Raw genomic sequence first — 16,661 nt, 5'->3', positions numbered from 1 at the left:
TCTCCTCATTGAGCGGTCAACATCAGATCTACGTTGGCTTCGCGCTCCCGCTTCTGGACGCAAGCCTTTTCTGTCGGGCTCCATTCAAGCCCCGCGCGAGGATCGCAAACGCCGGTCGTTTCGCGATCCTCGTCGTCGTCATCCTTCTTGAAGTTGCTCGTACGTGATGCGCCGGAAAGATTGCCGACATCGACCGCACTACGAGAATTCATGAGGTCCGCCATCGTCGTGCCGAGGCGGATGACCTGGTTCATCATTTCGAGGTTGGCATTTCGCGCGCCGGAATTGTGGTCCCAACTGTCCTGGATCGTCCCGCTGGACATTGCGCCCAACTGCTGCAGCCAAGAGGCAACGTTTCCGCTGCTTTCCCCGATCGCCTGGGATGTCGCCATCGAATTAATCGTGGAGTCCCGCATCCCGGTGAAGGCGGTAGAACCGCCCCCATAATTCGCCGGAATATTCGCAACGTCGGAGCCGCCAAAAGCAGGAAGCCACTTTTGCGTGATGTTCGCCACATACCCCTGCGTTTCCTTGAAAGGCGGGATTCCGCCCCACTTCTGGACGTTACCAGGACCCGCGTTATAGGCGGCCAGCGCCAGATTGGTGTTGCCGTTGAAACGGCGAAGCTGCTGCTTCAGATAGCGCGCGCCGCCCCGGAGGTTGTCTTCCATGTCATAGGGATTGACCCCGAGATCCCTTGCCGTACCCGGCATAAGCTGGGAAAGCCCGATGGCGCCCACCGGCGATTTCGCACATGGATTGAGCCGGCTTTCCTGGTAGACGAGCGCCATGAAGAGGCTTTCGTCGACGCCTTCTTCCTGGGCCACTCGCTTCACGAGCCCGGTGATTTCCGGGTTGGCCGTCGCAGCGGAAGCGGCGTCACCGCTGCGACCTGGACGATACATTGAGCAGGTCACGCTTTTGGTGACCGTATGACGGTCACTGTCCGTCTTCTCGATTTCCGTCGTCGTCTGGTCGCGTATGGTGTCGGTCTCGAGCACCTTGCCGTCAAGCACCGGTACCTGAGAGTGCGCCGTTCCGAAGGCACCAAGCCACAGCGCAGAAATCACCCACAAAGCAGGACTCTTCCTCATTCGGCCTTCTCCCATCCGCAAAATTCAGCCAGCCAATGTTCAGGTTCGTCGCCATATTGTTCCCGAAGCGCCGCGCAGTCCTCGACGGTCTCCTTGCGGCCGGAAAGCACCTTCACGAGATCGGGCATGGCGGAGAGATCGAGCCGAGCGATGACCGAGTCATTGCCGTGCTTGATCAGGAAAGTTCGCTTTTCGGGCGGAGTGTTCTTGATGAAGTTGAATTCCTTCACCGTCAGGCCAAAGCGTTTGATGTAGCTCTCTTCGTCGGCCCGCGGGTTCGGAAAGTGAATGTTCGTCGCCGACTGCTCGATCAGCGTATGCGAGGCTTTTGCCTTGGCGATATCCGCCGCGGACTGGGTGCCGAAGCCAACAATGCCGTTGAGCTTGCGGATGGTTTTCATCTTGTCGACGATGAACGCCGAAAAGGTCTCGTCCATAAGAAGCTGCCAGCCCTCGTCCATGAAGAACATGACCGGGTTCCCGTCGAGCAACTCGTCGAGGCGATGATAGAGATACATCAGCGCCGGCGTGCGGAGATCCTCGTTGCCGAGGATGTTCGTCATGTCGAACCCGAATACGCTGCGACCCGAGAAAGAGAGGACGTCGTGCTGAGCGTTGAAGAGCCACGCCTTTTCACCTTCGATCCAAGGACGAAGGCGAGAGTGAAGGTCATTGGCATCCGCCCGCGACCGACCCACAAGCAGGGCGGCTAGGTTCGCTAGGTTTCGTTCCGCCGCAGGTTCCTGCATCAGGCGGACGATCGCCCGCTCAAGCGTATCCTCATCTTCCTGAGTGAAGTCACTGCGATCACCGGAGCGCAGCATTGCCTTCAAGAGACGAAGGAGGAATTCGCGGTTTGGGCCGGTATTTTCGAGCTGCAGCGGGTTAAAGCCGGTCGGCGTTCCCGGTGACAGCACCTCATATGAACCGCCAATCGCCCTTACGAAGATTTCCGCGCCGCGATCCTTGTCGAAGAACACGGCTTTCGGCGTCGGTGAAACGCGCATCGCCTGTGCAAGCAGGAAGGTCAAAGCGACCGTTTTACCGGAGCCGGTTGGTCCCGTGACGAGGAAGTGCCCGATGTCGCGGCGATGGAAGTTGAACCAGTACGGCGTCTGCGACGTGGTTTCGAGGATCGTGATCGGCAATCCCCAATGAGTGCGATCGGCCTGGCCCGTCGCGAAATTATGCATGGAGGACAGGCCGGAAAAATTCGCGCTCGACAACATCGCTTTGCGAGCAATGTAGCTGTGATTGCCGGGCAGTTGCGCCCAAAATGCCGCTTCGAGGTTCAGATCTTCGCGAAGCCAGGTGAGGTTCATGTCGGTGAGGCAAGCACCGAGTTCGGAAACGGTGCGGCTAAGGCCCGGGAGAGCGCGAGAGAGGCAAAGGAGCGAAAGATGGTGGAAACCGAAGACGGCTTCCTGGTTCATCAGGCTATTGAGCGCATAGTCGATATCCTGTTCGACTGAGCTACCGGACTCGTCCGAGGCTCTGATCTGCCTCTGCAATCGACTAATGCGTTCTTGAGCGATCGGCTTATCGGCGATGGTGAAGGATTGCGTCAGAATGAATTCGTGGTTCACCTGCAGCAGGCCGTCCAGCATTCCCGGCCCGGTGAAGGGCGGATATTCCTTGATGGACAGCAGCGCCCCGAAGCGGGTGTCTTCATCGACAGCCGCTTGAGCCTGCATCGTTCGCTTGCTGAAATGCAGTCGCGACGTTCCGACATAATTGCGAATGCCCATGCGGGGCAGGCGCATCTTGCGCGGCACACCGCAGCTCAGGATCGCATTGAAGAACTCGCAGGGTTCGGAGTAGGGCTCGCCTTTTTCCTTCTCTTCACGCCCTTCAATCTTGGCCTCGTCGTCATTCCTGCGACGATAGGTAATTCCGAGTGCCCGGGCTCCATACTTGTGCAGATCGCGGGCGATGTTGCCGATCAGCTCCTCGAGCTCGGTAACATCTTCGCGCGTTTGCTGGACCCGAGCGTCCTTGTTGGTCTTGTCAAAGAGCCTCTTCAACGAGTCGCCGACGCCGAGGGCGCCCCGCATCCCAGACCGCACGATCGTCAAGTATATTTCGTTCGTAAACATGCGCTTGTGGCGCAGCTGCCCCATGTAGCGCTTGTTCAACAGGTCGCAGAATGGTTCGTCGAAGGCGCCACCGATCTGCGTTTCGACCTCTCTCCGGATCACGGTCGACCAAAGAGAATAGCGGCTCGACCCCAACGCACGGATCATCGTGTTCTGGACGACCGACCGCATGTTGAGCTCAGCCTGGTCCTCCGTCTGGAAGAACAGTCCATCGAGCTTAATGACGCTTAGAAGCGATCCGTTTTCCAGCCCGATCACTGTGTCGGAGACGTGTCGGAGATACGGAATATGAGTCGACATGGGACGCTCATTGCTGGCGACCCGGCCGAATCCGAGCTCTTCTTTGACGACTTTCAGCATGGTCACGGTCCGTAAGAGTTGGTGCCCCAAAAGCGCTTGTTGGGCGTGCGGGGCGTCTTGCGGGACGTCACCTGCATCACATCGAGGATCCTGTTGTCCCAGGTGCAGAGCGAGAACAGGACAAGGTAAGCGACCGGCGCTATGAGCAATGCCAGGAGGTCGTTCGTTGCAAGCCAGCCGATAATGGTGACGCCGACGATCAGCACCACCGCCATGTAGGGGACGCCCCAAAGCGTTGGGGACCGGGTTAACCCGATCACCAACGGCGTCAGAGCTGGTTTTTCGTCCTGAAACTCACTCATCGGTCACTGACCGACCGCCGAGATCATCTCGTCGACGATCGCCGGTGCGCCAAACACCAGACCGATTCCCATCACGACCGCGCCGGCCGTGAACCACGACAAGCGTCCGGCGAATGCCAGAAAGCCAAGACCAATAACGGCGATGATCGCGAGCAGCCGACCGAACGGGCCGGTGATGAAATCGACGATCATCTGTACCGCCGTCTGCAGCGGCCCGAAGGCGCCGCCTGCACTCTGCGCGAGAGCAACATCAGCGCCCGCGACCTGGAAAGCCGCCACAATGCCGAGCGTGGCTGCGAGCTTCACCGCCTGAGACTTCCTCGTTTGCATTTCAAATTGCATGTTTCTCTCCTTCAAAAGTGCATGACACCGCCGACAAACTTGCCGGTCTTCTTCACGGCGATGACACCGGCGTCGCCGCTGTCAGTCGCATCCGAGACCGCCTGCGGAGCGGCGGCCGGCCTCGCCTTGCCTTCTGCCGACGGCATTGGCAGCCCGAGTTGGTAGTTCACCACCTTGGCGACGTATCCGACTGTTTCCTGGAACGGCGGGATGCCGCCGTGTTGGTAGATCCGCTGTTCGCCGCTGTTGTAGGCAGCCGCGACCAGGAGCGGGTTCTGAAACTCATCGAGCAAAAAGCGCAGGTACTTCATCCCGCCCTCAATGTTCTGTGCGGGATCACAGATGTCCTTGACGCCGAACCGCGCAGCCGTAGCAGGCATGAGCTGCATCGGTCCGCGCGCGCCCTTTGGGGAATTGCGGCTTTGGTCAAAGCCGCTCTCCGCCCAGGCGATGGCCGTCGCGAAGACTTCATCGACGCGAAATTTGCGCGCCGTCTGCACAACCAGAGACTTAACCTCTTCCGGGCTGAGTGGAGACGGACCGCACTCATACACGTCCTTGGTGTTGTCATTGATCTGCCGAACTGCATCAATTTGCTGTATCGAACCCGTGGGAACCTGCGGTTCATGAACCCTGTTCGGTACGTCGTTGGAGGGGGCGAAATTGCTCAAAGCTGCATCAATATGATGCATATCCCCAAAATCATGGGGGCTTTTATCAGCTTTGTTCTGACCCGCATTTTGCTGCTTCACAACGCCATCAGCGCCTAGCACGAACTCCTTCTCTGAGCCGCGCCAGCGCTCATCGAAGCTCGTTGCAAGCTCCGCCTTGCGCTCGTTCGTCCAAGTGCTTCTTTTTGCTATAATACCTGAAGATTTCCGCCCATCTTGGGCGTGAGAAATCTGAACCCAACTCGTGCACAAAAGGGCGCTTCCCGTCAAAGCGGCCCAGCCCAAAACGCCTGAAAATCTAGCCCTTTTTTCCATCGCCCCGCGCCTGACTTGCGGTGTTGTGATCGAAACGAAAACCAATTAAGCTGGTGAAGGTGTCGCATCGATTTGGTTCAGCGATACAACTTTTCGAGGCAGACTTAAACCCCCTATTGCAGGGAACCGATCTGAAGCAATATGGGTAAGGGCTAGAAAATGAAACGGACCATCATCGCCGCACTCGCAAGTTGCGCTATCGCAACACCTGCTTTGTCCCTCTCGGACATCAACAAGGATTACATCAAATCGCTCGCAGCGCCGGGTAAGACGGTTCTCGTGCTCGAATATTACGACGGAAGCGGGAAGGTCGCCGATCGGAAGGGCTATGCAACAACGGCCGGATTTAAGGCCGTTTCACCGACCGACTTTCGCGTGGATGACAAGACAACACTGCACCTTTTTGGCCTGGAGCCATGCAAGGGCGAAATGGTCAATCGCAGTGAAGACTTCGCCGGGAGCTGCGCCGATTATGCGCAGCAGCAGCTTCAGATCCTGTTGCAAAACCCGAAGGTCGTGTTTTGCCGTGCCTTCGTGAGCGAGCAAGGTTCGCCGGTCCAGAACGCCACCTGCTACGGTTACTATAATTTCCCCGGTAGCCTTGACTCCGTCGATATGTTCGAGGAGCAGCTTTTGTCGCTTGGCGCGCTCCGCCTCGCGAAGAAGCCAGATGGTACCCTCGTTCGTCCGGACCTCGCCAAGGCCGAGGAGATCGGTCAGAAGGGCTCATTCGGGATGTGGGCCGATCCGAGGGTGAAGGGTCAATGAGAAAGGCTCTTTCCCTTCTCTTGGCTCTCTTGCCAACATCCGTATCCGCGGCGCCGTCAGGCTATTTCGATCTTCTCCCCGGCGTCACCCTGGAAACTGGCGATACGTGGGTTTCCAACGGCGAGCGCTTCCGCCTGTATGGCGTGCAGTCCTGTTTGCGCGGCACTGCCTATACGGACAAGCACGGGCAGAAGCGCGATTGCGGCGAGGCGTCCCTTGCCGTGCTGGCGGCCTATATCAAAGACACCAAACCCGTTTGCGCCCCGGTGGTAAAGAAAGACGGTATCGCTTACGTCGTCTGCTACGCCACAGTGGGGAAAGAGCGGCTCGATCTGGCGAATGTCCTGATCACGAGCGGATACGCCTTCGCGGCCCTCAACGGTGAGGGCATGCCCTATCACGTTCCCTATGCCGTGGCTGAGAAACTTGCACGCGATAAGCGAGCTGGCCTCTGGCACTTCGAAGACGTTCAGCATCCGGCCATTCTGTTGAGCCGCGAGGTGAATGCGCGAACCAGGAAGGCGGAACAATGAAGCGATACCTACTTGCAGCCGTCGCTCTTGCTACGATCGCCGACGTGGCAACAGCCGCGGATCTGATCAAGACTCCCGCCGTGGCGGCTCGGCCACAGCAGAGATTGACCGAAGCTCCGATCTACCAAAACCCGATCTACAAAGGCCGGGTCGCTGTGATGGACGGACGGACCCTGTGGTATCCCCAGTATGCACAGCGCGTTCGCCTCGTCGACATTGACGCGTGCGAGCTCCCGCAGTGGGCCATTGATCCCAAGTGGGTGGATCGCGAGCGGCAAAAAGCGCCTTCACCTGTTCCGTGCGGCCCACTTGCAAAGGCTTGGCTCAAGAGGGCGATAGGCAACAAACCCGTCGAATGTACCGTCGTAGCCTATGGCAATGACGGTATTCCGCAGGCCCGCTGCACGTCAGGCGGGCGCGATATTGCGCTGGAGATGCTTCGTGTCGGATGGGCGCGAGTCGCGTCGCCCTATTCGTATAACAGCCAATACCTGGCCTATCAGCAGCACGCGATGGCGGCCCGCTATGGCATGTGGGCCACTTACGTCCTGGACATGAACGAGTGGCGTCGAAAGGCGGTGGACAAGACACTAGGCCGCCAGCCGATCGCTGATTTCAACCTGCTTGTCGAGCGGGAAAGCGAAATATCGCCTCCCTTCATCGACGCGCGGAAAAAGCCCAAGAGGACAGACCGATAGTTGCCCGACTTCGCACATATTGCGAGCTCATTCGCAATCGATCCGCTGGCGAGCTTAATGCTCGCCATTCCCTTATCGTTTGCGCTCATCGTCGTTTCGGAAAGATTCTGGTGGGTGCACGGTCCGTTGGCCCTGGTGCTCTTGATCGATTCGATCCTCTTCCTCGATCAACGTCATCTGGCACTGGACAGCTTTCTCGTTGGTCTCTTCGCCTTTCCACCGCTTTGCCGGGACATTCCCAACCAGCCGTTCCTTTTCGGATCGGGATCCTGTGGTTCTCAGCCTTCGCGCTCGTGGCCGCCGTCATCTACGCGGCGGGCGGCCGAGTGCAACACGCAACTCCGATCGACAAGCTATTCGTCGACCGGGGATCTCCAGCCGCAACCATCATGAGGGCCAACTGACATGAAACACCTGCTTTATGCCGCAGCCGGTTTTGCTGCGCTTGCCTTCGCCCCCACGGGAGCAAAAGCACAAGATGCTTCTTGGGGCTGCCAGGTTCTCCTTTGCGCTGCTTCTCAAAGCCCGTCCTGGCAGGGCGTTCCCTATTGCGTTGCACCTATGAAGAAGCTGATAGCCGCAATGTCGCGGCCTGGATTCGATTGGCCCATTTGCCATGAGGCGAAAGCGGGCGAGCCAGGTCGGGAAGAATATGAGGAATGCCCGGCAGGAACCAAAGTCGGTTACACCGAGAGCGGCAATCATGATGACTGGAACCGAAACCGTGAGCCGAACCGCTGCGTGAAAACAGTGGATCGGTGCGAGAACCGAGCGCAGTTCCAATCCCTTTATGGAGATGAGGAAGCAAATCGACGAGCTGGCATTACCATCAGCTACTCTTACAACAGCAACAGCTCTGCGCTGGTGGCTCGCAACAACAGTAGCTGCAAGGTGCAAATCTCAACACCACGCCCGCGCCGCGCTAACGACTGGTATTTCGACATCCCGAATGACAAAGGCGTGAAAGAGCGCTTCTGGTTCAATCTCAGGACCTAGGCATCAGAGGAAACATTCAATGCACCAGAATGCCATAATCGCGATCGCAGCCACCCTCGGCTTAGCGGCTGGCGCCGGCGGCACATACATTGCGACATCCGAGCCGAAAGTCGAAGCTCAGGCCATCTCGAAAGCCGAATTGGTTGCGGCTATCTCCGCTGATCCATCTCTTTGCCCGGTTCCGACCGTTGAAGCGCCCACCGAAGCGGAAGCACAATCGGCCTACCGCAAGGCTCATGCGGCGTCTCCCCTTGTTTGGGATGGAAATAATCTGCCGGAAATCTCCCTAGCGCTCGGCCAATGTGACAAGGCCGGGGCAGGGCCAGGCGTCGCCTGCATGACTTCGGTCAAGATGGGACCTGACGCGAAGCCCATCGATCGAATCGTCGGCTTCGCTAAGTCAGCATCCGGCGAGTGGATTGCCACGATCAACTGAAAAAAAGCCTCCTTCAGGGCGGCTTTTTTACTCTCGATCGTACAATCGAGAACTTACGCCTTCAACGCTGATCCATAGGGCGAAGACCGCAGCCTGTTTCCTCTAGGCGAAGGGTTCGGCCGTGCGCATTACAGCCTCCATTTCGTCCTGCTTAAGCGAACCTCCCGTCGCGAACAGATACGCTGCAATGTAGGCCAGTTTCAGCCCCGATTCCCGATCGTCGCACGGCTGGTGCTGCACGATCCTAAGCCTGGCCGCCTCTTCCTCTTTCGTCACCTCGAGAAGAGCATTTGCGTAGGCCACGTTGGTCACGTCGCCGGCCGCCCGGCGTTCATCCCATTCGCGCACCGCCTCAGAAGTCGCCAATAGCGCCGCTATATGCCGCTCTATCATCGCATCCAACGACACCGCGGCTTCCATTCCAAAATCCTCTGTCATCGCACCCTCAATCCCAGGCTCCGCGCTAACGGACCTCCCAAATCGAAGGGAGGGCAGGAGCCCGCTCCTGCTCCCGAGCTCGTGCGGAACAGCGGAAGAGAGGGGGACAAGCGCTAAACCGGAGGGGGATCACCCACCCGCAGGGCCGCGTCGGCGCGGCCGATCGGTGCTGCAGGCCATCGGCAGAAGCATGGGGAGACCGGTTTAGTGCTTGTGGGGGAGAGAGGGCAGAGCTCTTTCTTCCCCTCTCAGTGAGTTGAATCTACGCGGCCTTCGGCCGTTAATTCGGTGCGATACGGAGAGGGAGTTTCTCTCTCTCAACATAGGTCGACGGTACCGAGCTGATGGGCTTGCCTCAATGACAGACGGTTCCCCCAATTTTGCCGTAAACGACAAAATCGGCTCCCCCATCTGCCCTCCAGGCCGCTTAACGCGCTCATTGACCCAAGCCCATCACCTCGGGGGGCTGCCTCTGTTTTCAATCAGAGGAGCTGACGATGACCACTTACGAGCACATTGAGGAACTGCGGGCCGAGTTGGCGGCATCCATCGACGCCGGCGAGCGTCAGCTGATCGCGGCCGAGCTGGAGCGTGCTGTCGCTCTGCACCAGCAGGAAGAGGCCGCATTCGACGCGCTGATCAGCGTTGAGCCGCCTCGATAAGCGGGTGACGGGCGCGGCGGAAAGGTGAGGGGAGCCGGACCGCTCATTCGCGCGAAGAGTCGTTCAGACCGAAGGTCTCCTGCCGGACCAAAGCTGCCGAAAGGAAGATTTGAGGTTGAGGAAACATCCGAGTGGACATGCAAGTCAGGATCGGACCGCCTTCTCCAGAACTGCGATCAAGAGCCGCTCCTCGGTCGGCTTGCCGACAGTAGGTGCGCCGGCCAGGATCTCTCCCCCGATAAGCTCAGGTCTGCTATAAGCGCTTGCCACGACAAAGGGTACGTTCCGCTCGCACAGCGCCTCCGCCAGCCGTGTTACCGAGCCGTCCCTCAAGGTGACATCGAGAAGTGCTACGGCAGGCAATTCATCGTCCAGCAGTTCGAGCGCTTCCTCCACCGTCGCCGCGGGTCCGAGCACATACCAGCCGCTCCGCTCAAGCAGCAGCTTGAGATCCATCGCGATCAGGAACTCGTCCTCCACGATAAGTACGGTCTTGCGCATGAGACCAGTCTCGATGTCATGAGACCGATCCTAACGGGGCAACGATCTCGACAACCAAACCCGCTGGTTGATAGTTCAGTTCCACCCGTCCGCCCAATTCGCGGCTGACCGCGAACTCGATGAGCTGCGTGCCGAACCCGGAAGAGGCCGGCGGCGCAACCGCGGGGCCGCCACTCTCTTGCCAGACCAGACGTAGATGTGGCGCGCTCGCTTCCGCGACCGCCCAGCGGACGCGGACCTGGCCCTCGGGTATCGACAACGCGCCATACTTAATCGCATTGGTCGCGAGTTCGTGCAGGATCAGGCTCAGCGTCATGATCTGTTTCGATGCGAGTGGGACGGCCGGCCCCGATTCGACGAGAACCCCGGTCGGACCTGCTGAATAGGGTTCAAGCGTTCGTTCAAGCACCTCCTGAAGGTCAGCCTCGCCCTCTTGCGCGTAAGCCGCTTCGTGGGCCTGCACGAGCGCATTGAACCGGCCGAGGAAAGCGTCCCGATATTCCTCGCCGGAGCGGCCCGCCGCTGTCGTCTGGCGGGCTATTGCCTGGACCAAGCCGAGCAGGTTCTTCATGCGATGCCGCAGTTCTCCTAGAAGCACATCCTTCTCGGCCTCATGCTGGCGTCGCTCAGTCGCGTCCACGATCGAGAGCAGCAAGGTGCGGCTGTTGTTGTCGGGATGGAACAGCCGGCGCGCACTGACGAGCATCGTCCGCCGACCGATGCTCGGAAAGTCGTGCTCTACCTCATAGTCAACAACCGCCGTGCTCTTCGGGATCACCTCTTCCAGCAGGCGACGCAGCTCAGGGATGTCCCATTGCCGGTCGCCGAGATCATAGATGTGCTGCCCGATTGTCTCGTCGCGGTCGACTTTGAAGAACGTGAAGAAGGCCCGGCTGGCGGTCCGGACGCACAGGTTCTGGTCAAGGACAAGCAAAGGATCGGGGACCGTGTCGATTATGCCTTGCGCCTCGACATGGCCGTTCCGCAACAGGCGATAGAGATCTTCCAGGTTCATCGCTATTCCCGCACGATCAACTTTTTCAGGATAATACTCTATGCCGTAATGCTCATGCAAAGGGCTCTTCGGATGAAAGGCTCCCGGCTGATACTCCTGGGCGACGGCTAGGGGCCCCGGTCTACAGTGGCCAGGAACTCCGATCTCAAGAATTCGTCTGGCAGTGCCCGACAAATCAGCGGCATTGAAGCCGACGGACGGTGTGTGACGGCGGGCAATTCCTCCGGGCGAGGCGCGCTCACGACGCTCCGCCGCACCAACGAAAGGTGCGCATGCAAAAACGAGGGTCAGATCCAGCCAGCTTTTTTGAACCGGTAGAAGAGGAAAGAACAAAGCGCAGCGATCGTTCCAAGCACCGCGAAATAGCCGTACCGCGTGTCCAATTCGGGCATGTTTCGGAAGTTCATCCCGTAGATTCCTGCGATTGCCGTCGGAACCGCGAGGATGGCAGCCCACGCTGCCAATTGTCTCGTGATTGTCCCCTGCCGCTGCTGCTCCAGCAGGTTGCTGGCCTCAAAAACCGAGGTGATGACCTCACGCAGACCGCTGACCAGGGCGTCCACGCGCCTGACGTGGTCATGCACATCGCGGAAATAAGGTCTTGCGTGCTCATCAATGCACGGCAATTCCAGATGAACCAGCTTGCCGACGACCTCCGACATCGGACCAAGAATCCGTTGGAACAGGATGACCTGTCGGCGCAGACGGAAAATTCGGCGGATCTCCTCCCGCCCGAGAAATGCCACTAGCATGTGCTTTTCCATCGCCAGCACCTTGTCCTCGATCGTCTGAACGACCGGGAGATAGCCATCGACGATGAAATCGATGATCGCATGCAGCACGTAGTCCGGCCCCTTCTGCAACAATTGGGGAGAGGCCTCCAGTTGTGAGCGAAGCTCGGTATGCGCACGTGCAGAGCCCTGCCGGACAGAGATGATATGGTGCCGCCCGACAAACAGCGACGTCTCGCCGTAGAGGATCTTGTCGCCTTCGAGGTGCGCGGTCTTTGCGACCACGAACAGCTGTTCGCCGTATATGTCCACCTTTGCTATCTGCTGCGAATTGAGCGCATCCTCGACGGCAAGCTGATGCAGTCCGAACGCCTCCTGAAGCGCAGCCATCTCCTCGGCTGTCGGCGCATGCAAGCCGATCCATGCGAATTCATTTTCATTGAAGGAAATCGGCATGGGGGAGAGCGGCAGTTCTTCGGCGCGCTTTCCGTCTCGGTATATGAACGAGGCGACTACAGGCATGAGATTTCTTCTTTCCAGCAACCGGACACGGGTAGACAGGCGACAGGCAAGTCTCCGACGTGACGCAGCCGCGCGCAAGTCAACGCGAGCTCTCAGAGAGGATGGCGGGAGCAGCCGGGAAATTCCGACGCAGCACTCTAATATATTATCTGTTATGTTATAACAAATCACGTAATAACAAGTATGGAAATAAGTTATTGATTTCGCGTGGTATTGTTCATCGCCTACCGCCTACCAGAAAATCTGTGGTAAACTGAGGACATCGCGTTGAAAGTACGCCAAGCAACGCTAAGGGCGAACAAAGCAGGATTATGCGTATATTCCGGCCGCTCGGCGGAAGGCCCTCGTTGACGCACATGCGGATTTGATCAGGCGCGCTCGCGCATTTCGGGTTGCCTGGGCCTATCCATCAGATCCTTCACGTATCAACTTGATGGAATTATGGGAGTCCGAAGCCGACCTGGACCGCGGCCTAGTGGTTTATGCCGCCGACCCTCATAATTACACGCCCCTGACCGGCAATATCCTCGGCAATTCGGTGGATAAGCTCGGCGTCGCTACGCTTAACCACATTGCCTTCGATTACAATGCTGTCGCCCAAAACACGGTACGATAAATTCGTCACGTCGAATGGCACTTCCGATGCGATCGCGCAACGGACAGATGCAATGAGGGACGCCGAATCGGAGCCTTGGCAATTCTGCCGGCTTGGATCATGTGTGACCAGGATCATGGCAACCTCCCTAACCCCCCAAATGAGCAAACGCTAAGTAACCTCCGTTGTTCCAGGTGCCGACAATTCATACAAAGATCCGCGTACAGAGATCCGCTTCCTGTCGGTGTGAAAGAGTGAATGCTACGCCAGTCGCAGCCGTTGGCTTCCGCGCCTCGATGACTGACGTGTTGGGGTGGTCAGTCATCAAGGCGCGGAAGGCACAATAGGAATATTCGAATGTCACTTTCCATGAGGATTGCGCCCAGAGCCTTTCAATGCGGATGAAGGCGCTCATCAGCGGGCGCGTAAGATTCCGTTTATCGGCGTGAGTTGGAGTCCGCCAAGCCGCCGTTCTGACATATCACTGCGACGGCTCGAACTAATTCGACCGTTGTGAGTTTGTTGTACAGGCGCAAACTCAGGAGAAAACGCATATGGATTGGAATCGGGTCGAAGGCAATTGGAAGCAATTCAAAGGTAAGATCAAGGAGCAGTGGGGTAAGCTCACTGACGACGATCTCGACCAGATCGCCGGTAAACGCGACCAGCTCGAAGGCAAAATCCAAGAACGCTATGGTCTTGAGAAGGACCGCGCGAAGAGGGAGATTGACGACTGGTACAGCAAACAGGACGACTGGTAAGTCGTCCCGCTCTGGCATAATCAAAACCCCGCCGTCGGCGGGGTTTCTTATTCGGCTCGGTTTGGGCTGTTCGACCGTTCCATCAGCGCACACTGATGTTGCTCGCCATTAGTGGGTCTTGCCGAACTACTTGGTGTACAGAAAAACCTGCCTAAATGTGGAGCCGTCGTCGGTGAGGCCGAGTCTGCTGATCCGCTTGGATTTTAAGCTGCCGTGGGGGCGATGCCAATTGTAGCGGTGGAGCCAGATCGGTAGGTCGGCGCCCCGCTGCTCCGGTGTTTTGTGGGCCTTGGCATAGGCCCATTCGCGCAGAGCGGTCTGGACGACACGTTAGGCCTCGCCATTGGTCTTGGGCGTACAGGGCCTGGTGCGGATGTGCCTGATGGCGATCCGCCACAGCGCCTTGGCGCAGCGATGGGAGCGGAAGCTTGTGCCATTGTCGTCATTACGCGATGGACCTCGACGCCATGGGCCGTGAAGAAGCGCAAGGCATTGAAGAGAAACCGGAGGCAGAGCGCCGCGTTTCGTCGGGAAAGATTTCCGAAAGGATTGGGCGGCGGCGCTGGAGGTGTTTCGAGCCTCATTGCCGCGCCGGCGACAAGGACAACCGGCAGACGGCACGAACCGCGGCATCATCCCCGTCGTTCCGCACAAGGCCAATAAGAAACAAAAGCCGGGCTTCTTCTCCAAGGCCCTTTACAGAGGACGCGCCCGCCTCGAACAAGCTGTCGGCGAGCTCAAACGCTTCAAACGCGTCGCCCTACGATGCGAGAAGACGAAGCGAATTTTCGCGTCCATTGTCGCACTCACAGCAGGCTTCATTTTGGTCAGAATCCGTCCACACCGCCCAATTCACTGAGGTCGTTGGAACTTTCGATCACTTCATGGCGTTTCCGGGTTCCTGAACATCCTCCAAGGGGTGGGACCATGCGACGTATTCTGATTGCTCTTGCAGCGACTACGATGATTGTTGGAGCGGCTGCCGCGCAGACGGCGGAAACCACAACCACCGAAACCTTCATCACCGCCAAGCCGACCGACGTGCTGAGCTACAATCTCGTCAATCTCAACGTCACAAACAATGCCGACGAAACGATCGGCGAGATCAAGGATCTGATCCTCTCGGAAGGTCAGCTGGCCGGATATATCGTGTCGGTCGGAGGGGTCCTCGGGATGGGCGAGCGCTACGTCATTGTCAGCCCGAAGGCCGTCAAAATCACCTACGTCGAAAACGACAAGAAATGGACGGCTGTGATGGACGCGACCAAGGATCAGCTCAAGGCGGCCCCCGAGTTCAAATACGAAGGCCGCTGGAAACGCTAATCCCGAACGACGGCCGCGCTTCGTCGTTCCGTCATTCTCCATTATAAGGACACGTTGAATGGCCGAGACTCTTAAGCCTGCCGCACCGGGTATCGGCGATGCGCAGGAGGGACTAGAAAAGCAGATCGCGACGCTTCGCAATGAAGTGACAAAGATCAACAAGATGCTTGCGCAACGAACTGTCGGCGTTTTGCATCAAGCGCGCGAGGGGGCATCTGATCTTTACGACGATGCGTCGAAAACGGCCGCGCGCGCAACGAAGCAACTAGGCGCACAGGTCCAAGCGGTATCAGAGGTCGCGCGAAAGAACCCGGGCACCACAGCGACTGTGCTTGGTGGGGTCGGCATTGTCGGTTTTCTGCTGGGCGTGGCTGTCGGGCTGACTTTGGCGGATACGCGCCGCCGTTGGTATTGATTCACACTGTTCAAAACTAGGGCCGGATAGTCCCAGTTTCTTCCACTTACAAGAAGGCAAGATTGCTCTCCTCATGCAGCAAAACAATACCTTGTACCTGATCATTGGCGGCCTGGTTGTCGCCGTCATAGTCCTGGGCGTCTACCTCTATCGCGAGGAAACGAAGCCGGCCGGCGTTGAACTCCGACTCGACCAGAATGGCGTGTCGGTCCAGGAAAACTGAGTGCTGAGCGGATCTGTCAAGCTCCGGGATCGACCGGGAGCGGAGCCCGTCCACCACATCAGGTCAGCTTCAGGGACATTTGTTGGGCGTCCCGGTTTCGGCCGATGCGATCGAAGATTTCCTTCGTCAATCATCGACGGCAACTCAATAGACGCACCACCGCTTCACGTAGAGGCGTCGGCTAAACGACCGTTGAGGAGTTGCGAGATCGCGGTGATCAACTGCGCTATGGCGAACGGCTTCTCAAGCACGATGCTGTTTGGAACGCCCTGCGACGGCCAGTCAACCGCGCCGTGCCCACTGACGTATACGACAGCTCCCTCCGGGTCGACTTCCCGGGCAATGCGCGCCACCTCCCAACCATCGAAGGCCCTATCCGAGAGTTTGATGTCAGTGACCACACCCTTGGCCGCGCCTTCTGCGCTCCTGAGGTACTCCACGGCCTTCGTTCCGCTGGAGAAGGCGACGACATTGAAGCCTGCCTCGATCAGGGCTTCTTCAAACTCGAAGAGTAACAGCCCTTCGTCTTCCACAAGCATAATCCTGACCGGTTCCATGGCCTTGGACCGTTGCAAGCCTATCGCAATGGGCGGGAAACGCAGGCGACGGGCAACTGTTCCAATGCAACTGAGTCTCCTTTGGACGTTCAATAGGTGACCGTCACTACGACCGTGTCGCTGTAAGCGCCGGCCGGCGGAGTCGCCACCTCGTTTCGTGTCCATGCGTCCATCCGACCCCTTTGGTGTCTTTTATGTCGGCGTCGTCACCGGGCCAAGGAGTCGATCGATCACGTGCGTTCGTGAGCTTGGTTGTGTCGAGGATAACGAACTCACGTCAGCGGTATCATGCGCAGCTCAAAATGGA

At 58.2% G+C, this 16,661-nt stretch carries 21 protein-coding genes and 1 pseudogene; 10 read left to right on the top strand and 12 right to left on the bottom strand.

The window, feature by feature from the left end; translation table 11 throughout:
- Positions 1-5: 5 nt before the first annotated feature.
- From AU381_RS26030 to AU381_RS26010, 5 genes are read right to left on the bottom strand one after another with little or no spacing between them, the layout of a single operon-like run.
- Positions 6-1,094, bottom strand: a complete 1,089-nt coding sequence (locus tag AU381_RS26030; RefSeq protein ID WP_064244474.1) for a lytic transglycosylase domain-containing protein — start codon at positions 1,092-1,094, stop codon at positions 6-8.
- Positions 1,091-3,550: a VirB4 family type IV secretion/conjugal transfer ATPase gene (locus AU381_RS26025; protein WP_064244473.1), complete on the bottom strand. Its 2,460-nt coding sequence runs from the start codon at positions 3,548-3,550 to the stop codon at positions 1,091-1,093. Before AU381_RS26025 ends, AU381_RS26030 begins: the two co-directional genes overlap by 4 nt.
- 2 nt (positions 3,551-3,552) lie before the next feature.
- Positions 3,553-3,852, bottom strand: coding sequence for a VirB3 family type IV secretion system protein (locus AU381_RS26020; RefSeq protein WP_014531077.1), 300 nt, complete (start codon positions 3,850-3,852; stop codon positions 3,553-3,555).
- A gap of 3 nt (positions 3,853-3,855) precedes the next feature.
- Positions 3,856-4,194 carry a TrbC/VirB2 family type IV secretion system protein gene (locus AU381_RS26015; RefSeq protein ID WP_015241462.1) on the bottom strand — a complete coding sequence of 113 codons (339 nt, stop codon included), beginning with the start codon at positions 4,192-4,194 and terminating at the stop codon, positions 3,856-3,858.
- A gap of 11 nt (positions 4,195-4,205) precedes the next feature.
- Complete coding sequence (locus AU381_RS26010; RefSeq protein WP_064244561.1) at positions 4,206-5,117, bottom strand: lytic transglycosylase domain-containing protein; 912 nt, start codon at positions 5,115-5,117, stop codon at positions 4,206-4,208.
- 222 nt (positions 5,118-5,339) lie between these two features.
- On the opposite strand from AU381_RS26010, the gene AU381_RS26005 reads away from it, so the two are divergent.
- The 5 genes from AU381_RS26005 (at position 5,340) to AU381_RS25985 (ending at position 8,611) form a co-directional block, all read left to right on the top strand.
- Positions 5,340-5,948, top strand: coding sequence for a hypothetical protein (locus tag AU381_RS26005; protein WP_064244472.1), 609 nt, complete (start codon positions 5,340-5,342; stop codon positions 5,946-5,948).
- Positions 5,945-6,481: a thermonuclease family protein gene (locus AU381_RS26000; RefSeq protein WP_064244471.1), complete on the top strand. Its 537-nt coding sequence runs from the start codon at positions 5,945-5,947 to the stop codon at positions 6,479-6,481. The genes AU381_RS26005 and AU381_RS26000 overlap by 4 nt, the downstream gene beginning before the upstream one ends.
- Positions 6,478-7,179 (top strand): thermonuclease family protein, encoded by a 702-nt coding sequence (locus AU381_RS25995; RefSeq protein ID WP_064244470.1) that lies wholly within the window; start codon positions 6,478-6,480, stop codon positions 7,177-7,179. The genes AU381_RS26000 and AU381_RS25995 overlap by 4 nt, the downstream gene beginning before the upstream one ends.
- Positions 7,180-7,584: 405 nt before the next feature.
- Positions 7,585-8,175, top strand: coding sequence for a hypothetical protein (locus AU381_RS29225; RefSeq protein WP_082910371.1), 591 nt, complete (start codon positions 7,585-7,587; stop codon positions 8,173-8,175).
- Between the two features lie 19 nt (positions 8,176-8,194).
- Complete coding sequence (locus AU381_RS25985) at positions 8,195-8,611, top strand: hypothetical protein (protein ID WP_064244469.1); 417 nt, start codon at positions 8,195-8,197, stop codon at positions 8,609-8,611.
- 102 nt (positions 8,612-8,713) lie between these two features.
- Here the strand turns inward: AU381_RS25985 and AU381_RS25980 are convergent, their stop codons facing one another.
- The gene (locus tag AU381_RS25980; protein WP_064244468.1) at positions 8,714-9,049 is read right to left on the bottom strand and encodes a hypothetical protein; all 336 of its coding nucleotides are present in this window, start codon (positions 9,047-9,049) and stop codon (positions 8,714-8,716) included.
- Between the two features lie 497 nt (positions 9,050-9,546).
- Here AU381_RS25980 and AU381_RS30390 point away from each other — a divergent pair, with 497 nt between their 5' ends.
- Entirely contained in the window at positions 9,547-9,711 is a 165-nt protein-coding gene (locus AU381_RS30390; RefSeq protein ID WP_164476211.1) for a hypothetical protein, read from the top strand.
- 144 nt (positions 9,712-9,855) lie between these two features.
- Here AU381_RS30390 and AU381_RS25975 read toward each other — a convergent pair whose 3' ends face one another.
- The 4 genes from AU381_RS25975 to AU381_RS25960 all read right to left on the bottom strand — a co-directional run bounded on the left by AU381_RS25975 (position 9,856) and on the right by AU381_RS25960 (position 13,213).
- Positions 9,856-10,212: a response regulator gene (locus AU381_RS25975; RefSeq protein WP_064244467.1), complete on the bottom strand. Its 357-nt coding sequence runs from the start codon at positions 10,210-10,212 to the stop codon at positions 9,856-9,858.
- A gap of 16 nt (positions 10,213-10,228) precedes the next feature.
- Positions 10,229-11,227, bottom strand: coding sequence for a sensor histidine kinase (locus AU381_RS25970; RefSeq protein WP_064244466.1), 999 nt, complete (start codon positions 11,225-11,227; stop codon positions 10,229-10,231).
- 287 nt (positions 11,228-11,514) lie between these two features.
- Positions 11,515-12,480: a magnesium and cobalt transport protein CorA gene (locus tag AU381_RS25965; protein WP_064244465.1), complete on the bottom strand. Its 966-nt coding sequence runs from the start codon at positions 12,478-12,480 to the stop codon at positions 11,515-11,517.
- Between the two features lie 472 nt (positions 12,481-12,952).
- The gene (locus AU381_RS25960; RefSeq protein ID WP_064244464.1) at positions 12,953-13,213 is read right to left on the bottom strand and encodes a hypothetical protein; all 261 of its coding nucleotides are present in this window, start codon (positions 13,211-13,213) and stop codon (positions 12,953-12,955) included.
- 416 nt (positions 13,214-13,629) lie between these two features.
- On the opposite strand from AU381_RS25960, the gene AU381_RS25955 reads away from it, so the two are divergent.
- Complete coding sequence (locus tag AU381_RS25955) at positions 13,630-13,836, top strand: CsbD family protein (protein ID WP_014762710.1); 207 nt, start codon at positions 13,630-13,632, stop codon at positions 13,834-13,836.
- Positions 13,837-13,962: 126 nt separating this feature from the next.
- On the opposite strand, the pseudogene AU381_RS30945 reads toward AU381_RS25955, so the two are convergent.
- Positions 13,963-14,380, bottom strand: a pseudogene (locus tag AU381_RS30945) (integrase core domain-containing protein); the annotation flags it as partial.
- 383 nt (positions 14,381-14,763) lie between these two features.
- Between AU381_RS30945 and AU381_RS25950 the strand changes: the two are divergent.
- From AU381_RS25950 to AU381_RS30385, 3 genes are all read left to right on the top strand, one after another.
- Positions 14,764-15,159 (top strand): PRC-barrel domain-containing protein, encoded by a 396-nt coding sequence (locus AU381_RS25950; RefSeq protein ID WP_037402107.1) that lies wholly within the window; start codon positions 14,764-14,766, stop codon positions 15,157-15,159.
- 58 nt (positions 15,160-15,217) lie between these two features.
- Positions 15,218-15,574, top strand: a complete 357-nt coding sequence (locus AU381_RS25945) for a hypothetical protein (RefSeq protein WP_064244463.1) — start codon at positions 15,218-15,220, stop codon at positions 15,572-15,574.
- A 73-nt stretch (positions 15,575-15,647) separates the two neighbouring features.
- Positions 15,648-15,797 carry a hypothetical protein gene (locus AU381_RS30385; protein ID WP_037461818.1) on the top strand — a complete coding sequence of 50 codons (150 nt, stop codon included), beginning with the start codon at positions 15,648-15,650 and terminating at the stop codon, positions 15,795-15,797.
- 164 nt (positions 15,798-15,961) lie between these two features.
- Here AU381_RS30385 and AU381_RS25940 read toward each other — a convergent pair whose 3' ends face one another.
- Positions 15,962-16,336, bottom strand: a complete 375-nt coding sequence (locus tag AU381_RS25940; RefSeq protein ID WP_342028753.1) for a response regulator — start codon at positions 16,334-16,336, stop codon at positions 15,962-15,964.
- Between the last annotated feature and the right edge of the window lie 325 nt (positions 16,337-16,661).

This window comes from Sinorhizobium glycinis (genome assembly GCF_001651865.1).
In the GTDB taxonomy this organism is placed as follows: Bacteria; Pseudomonadota; Alphaproteobacteria; order Rhizobiales; family Rhizobiaceae; genus Sinorhizobium; species Sinorhizobium glycinis.
This window is presented reverse-complemented; position numbering and strand designations above follow the sequence as displayed.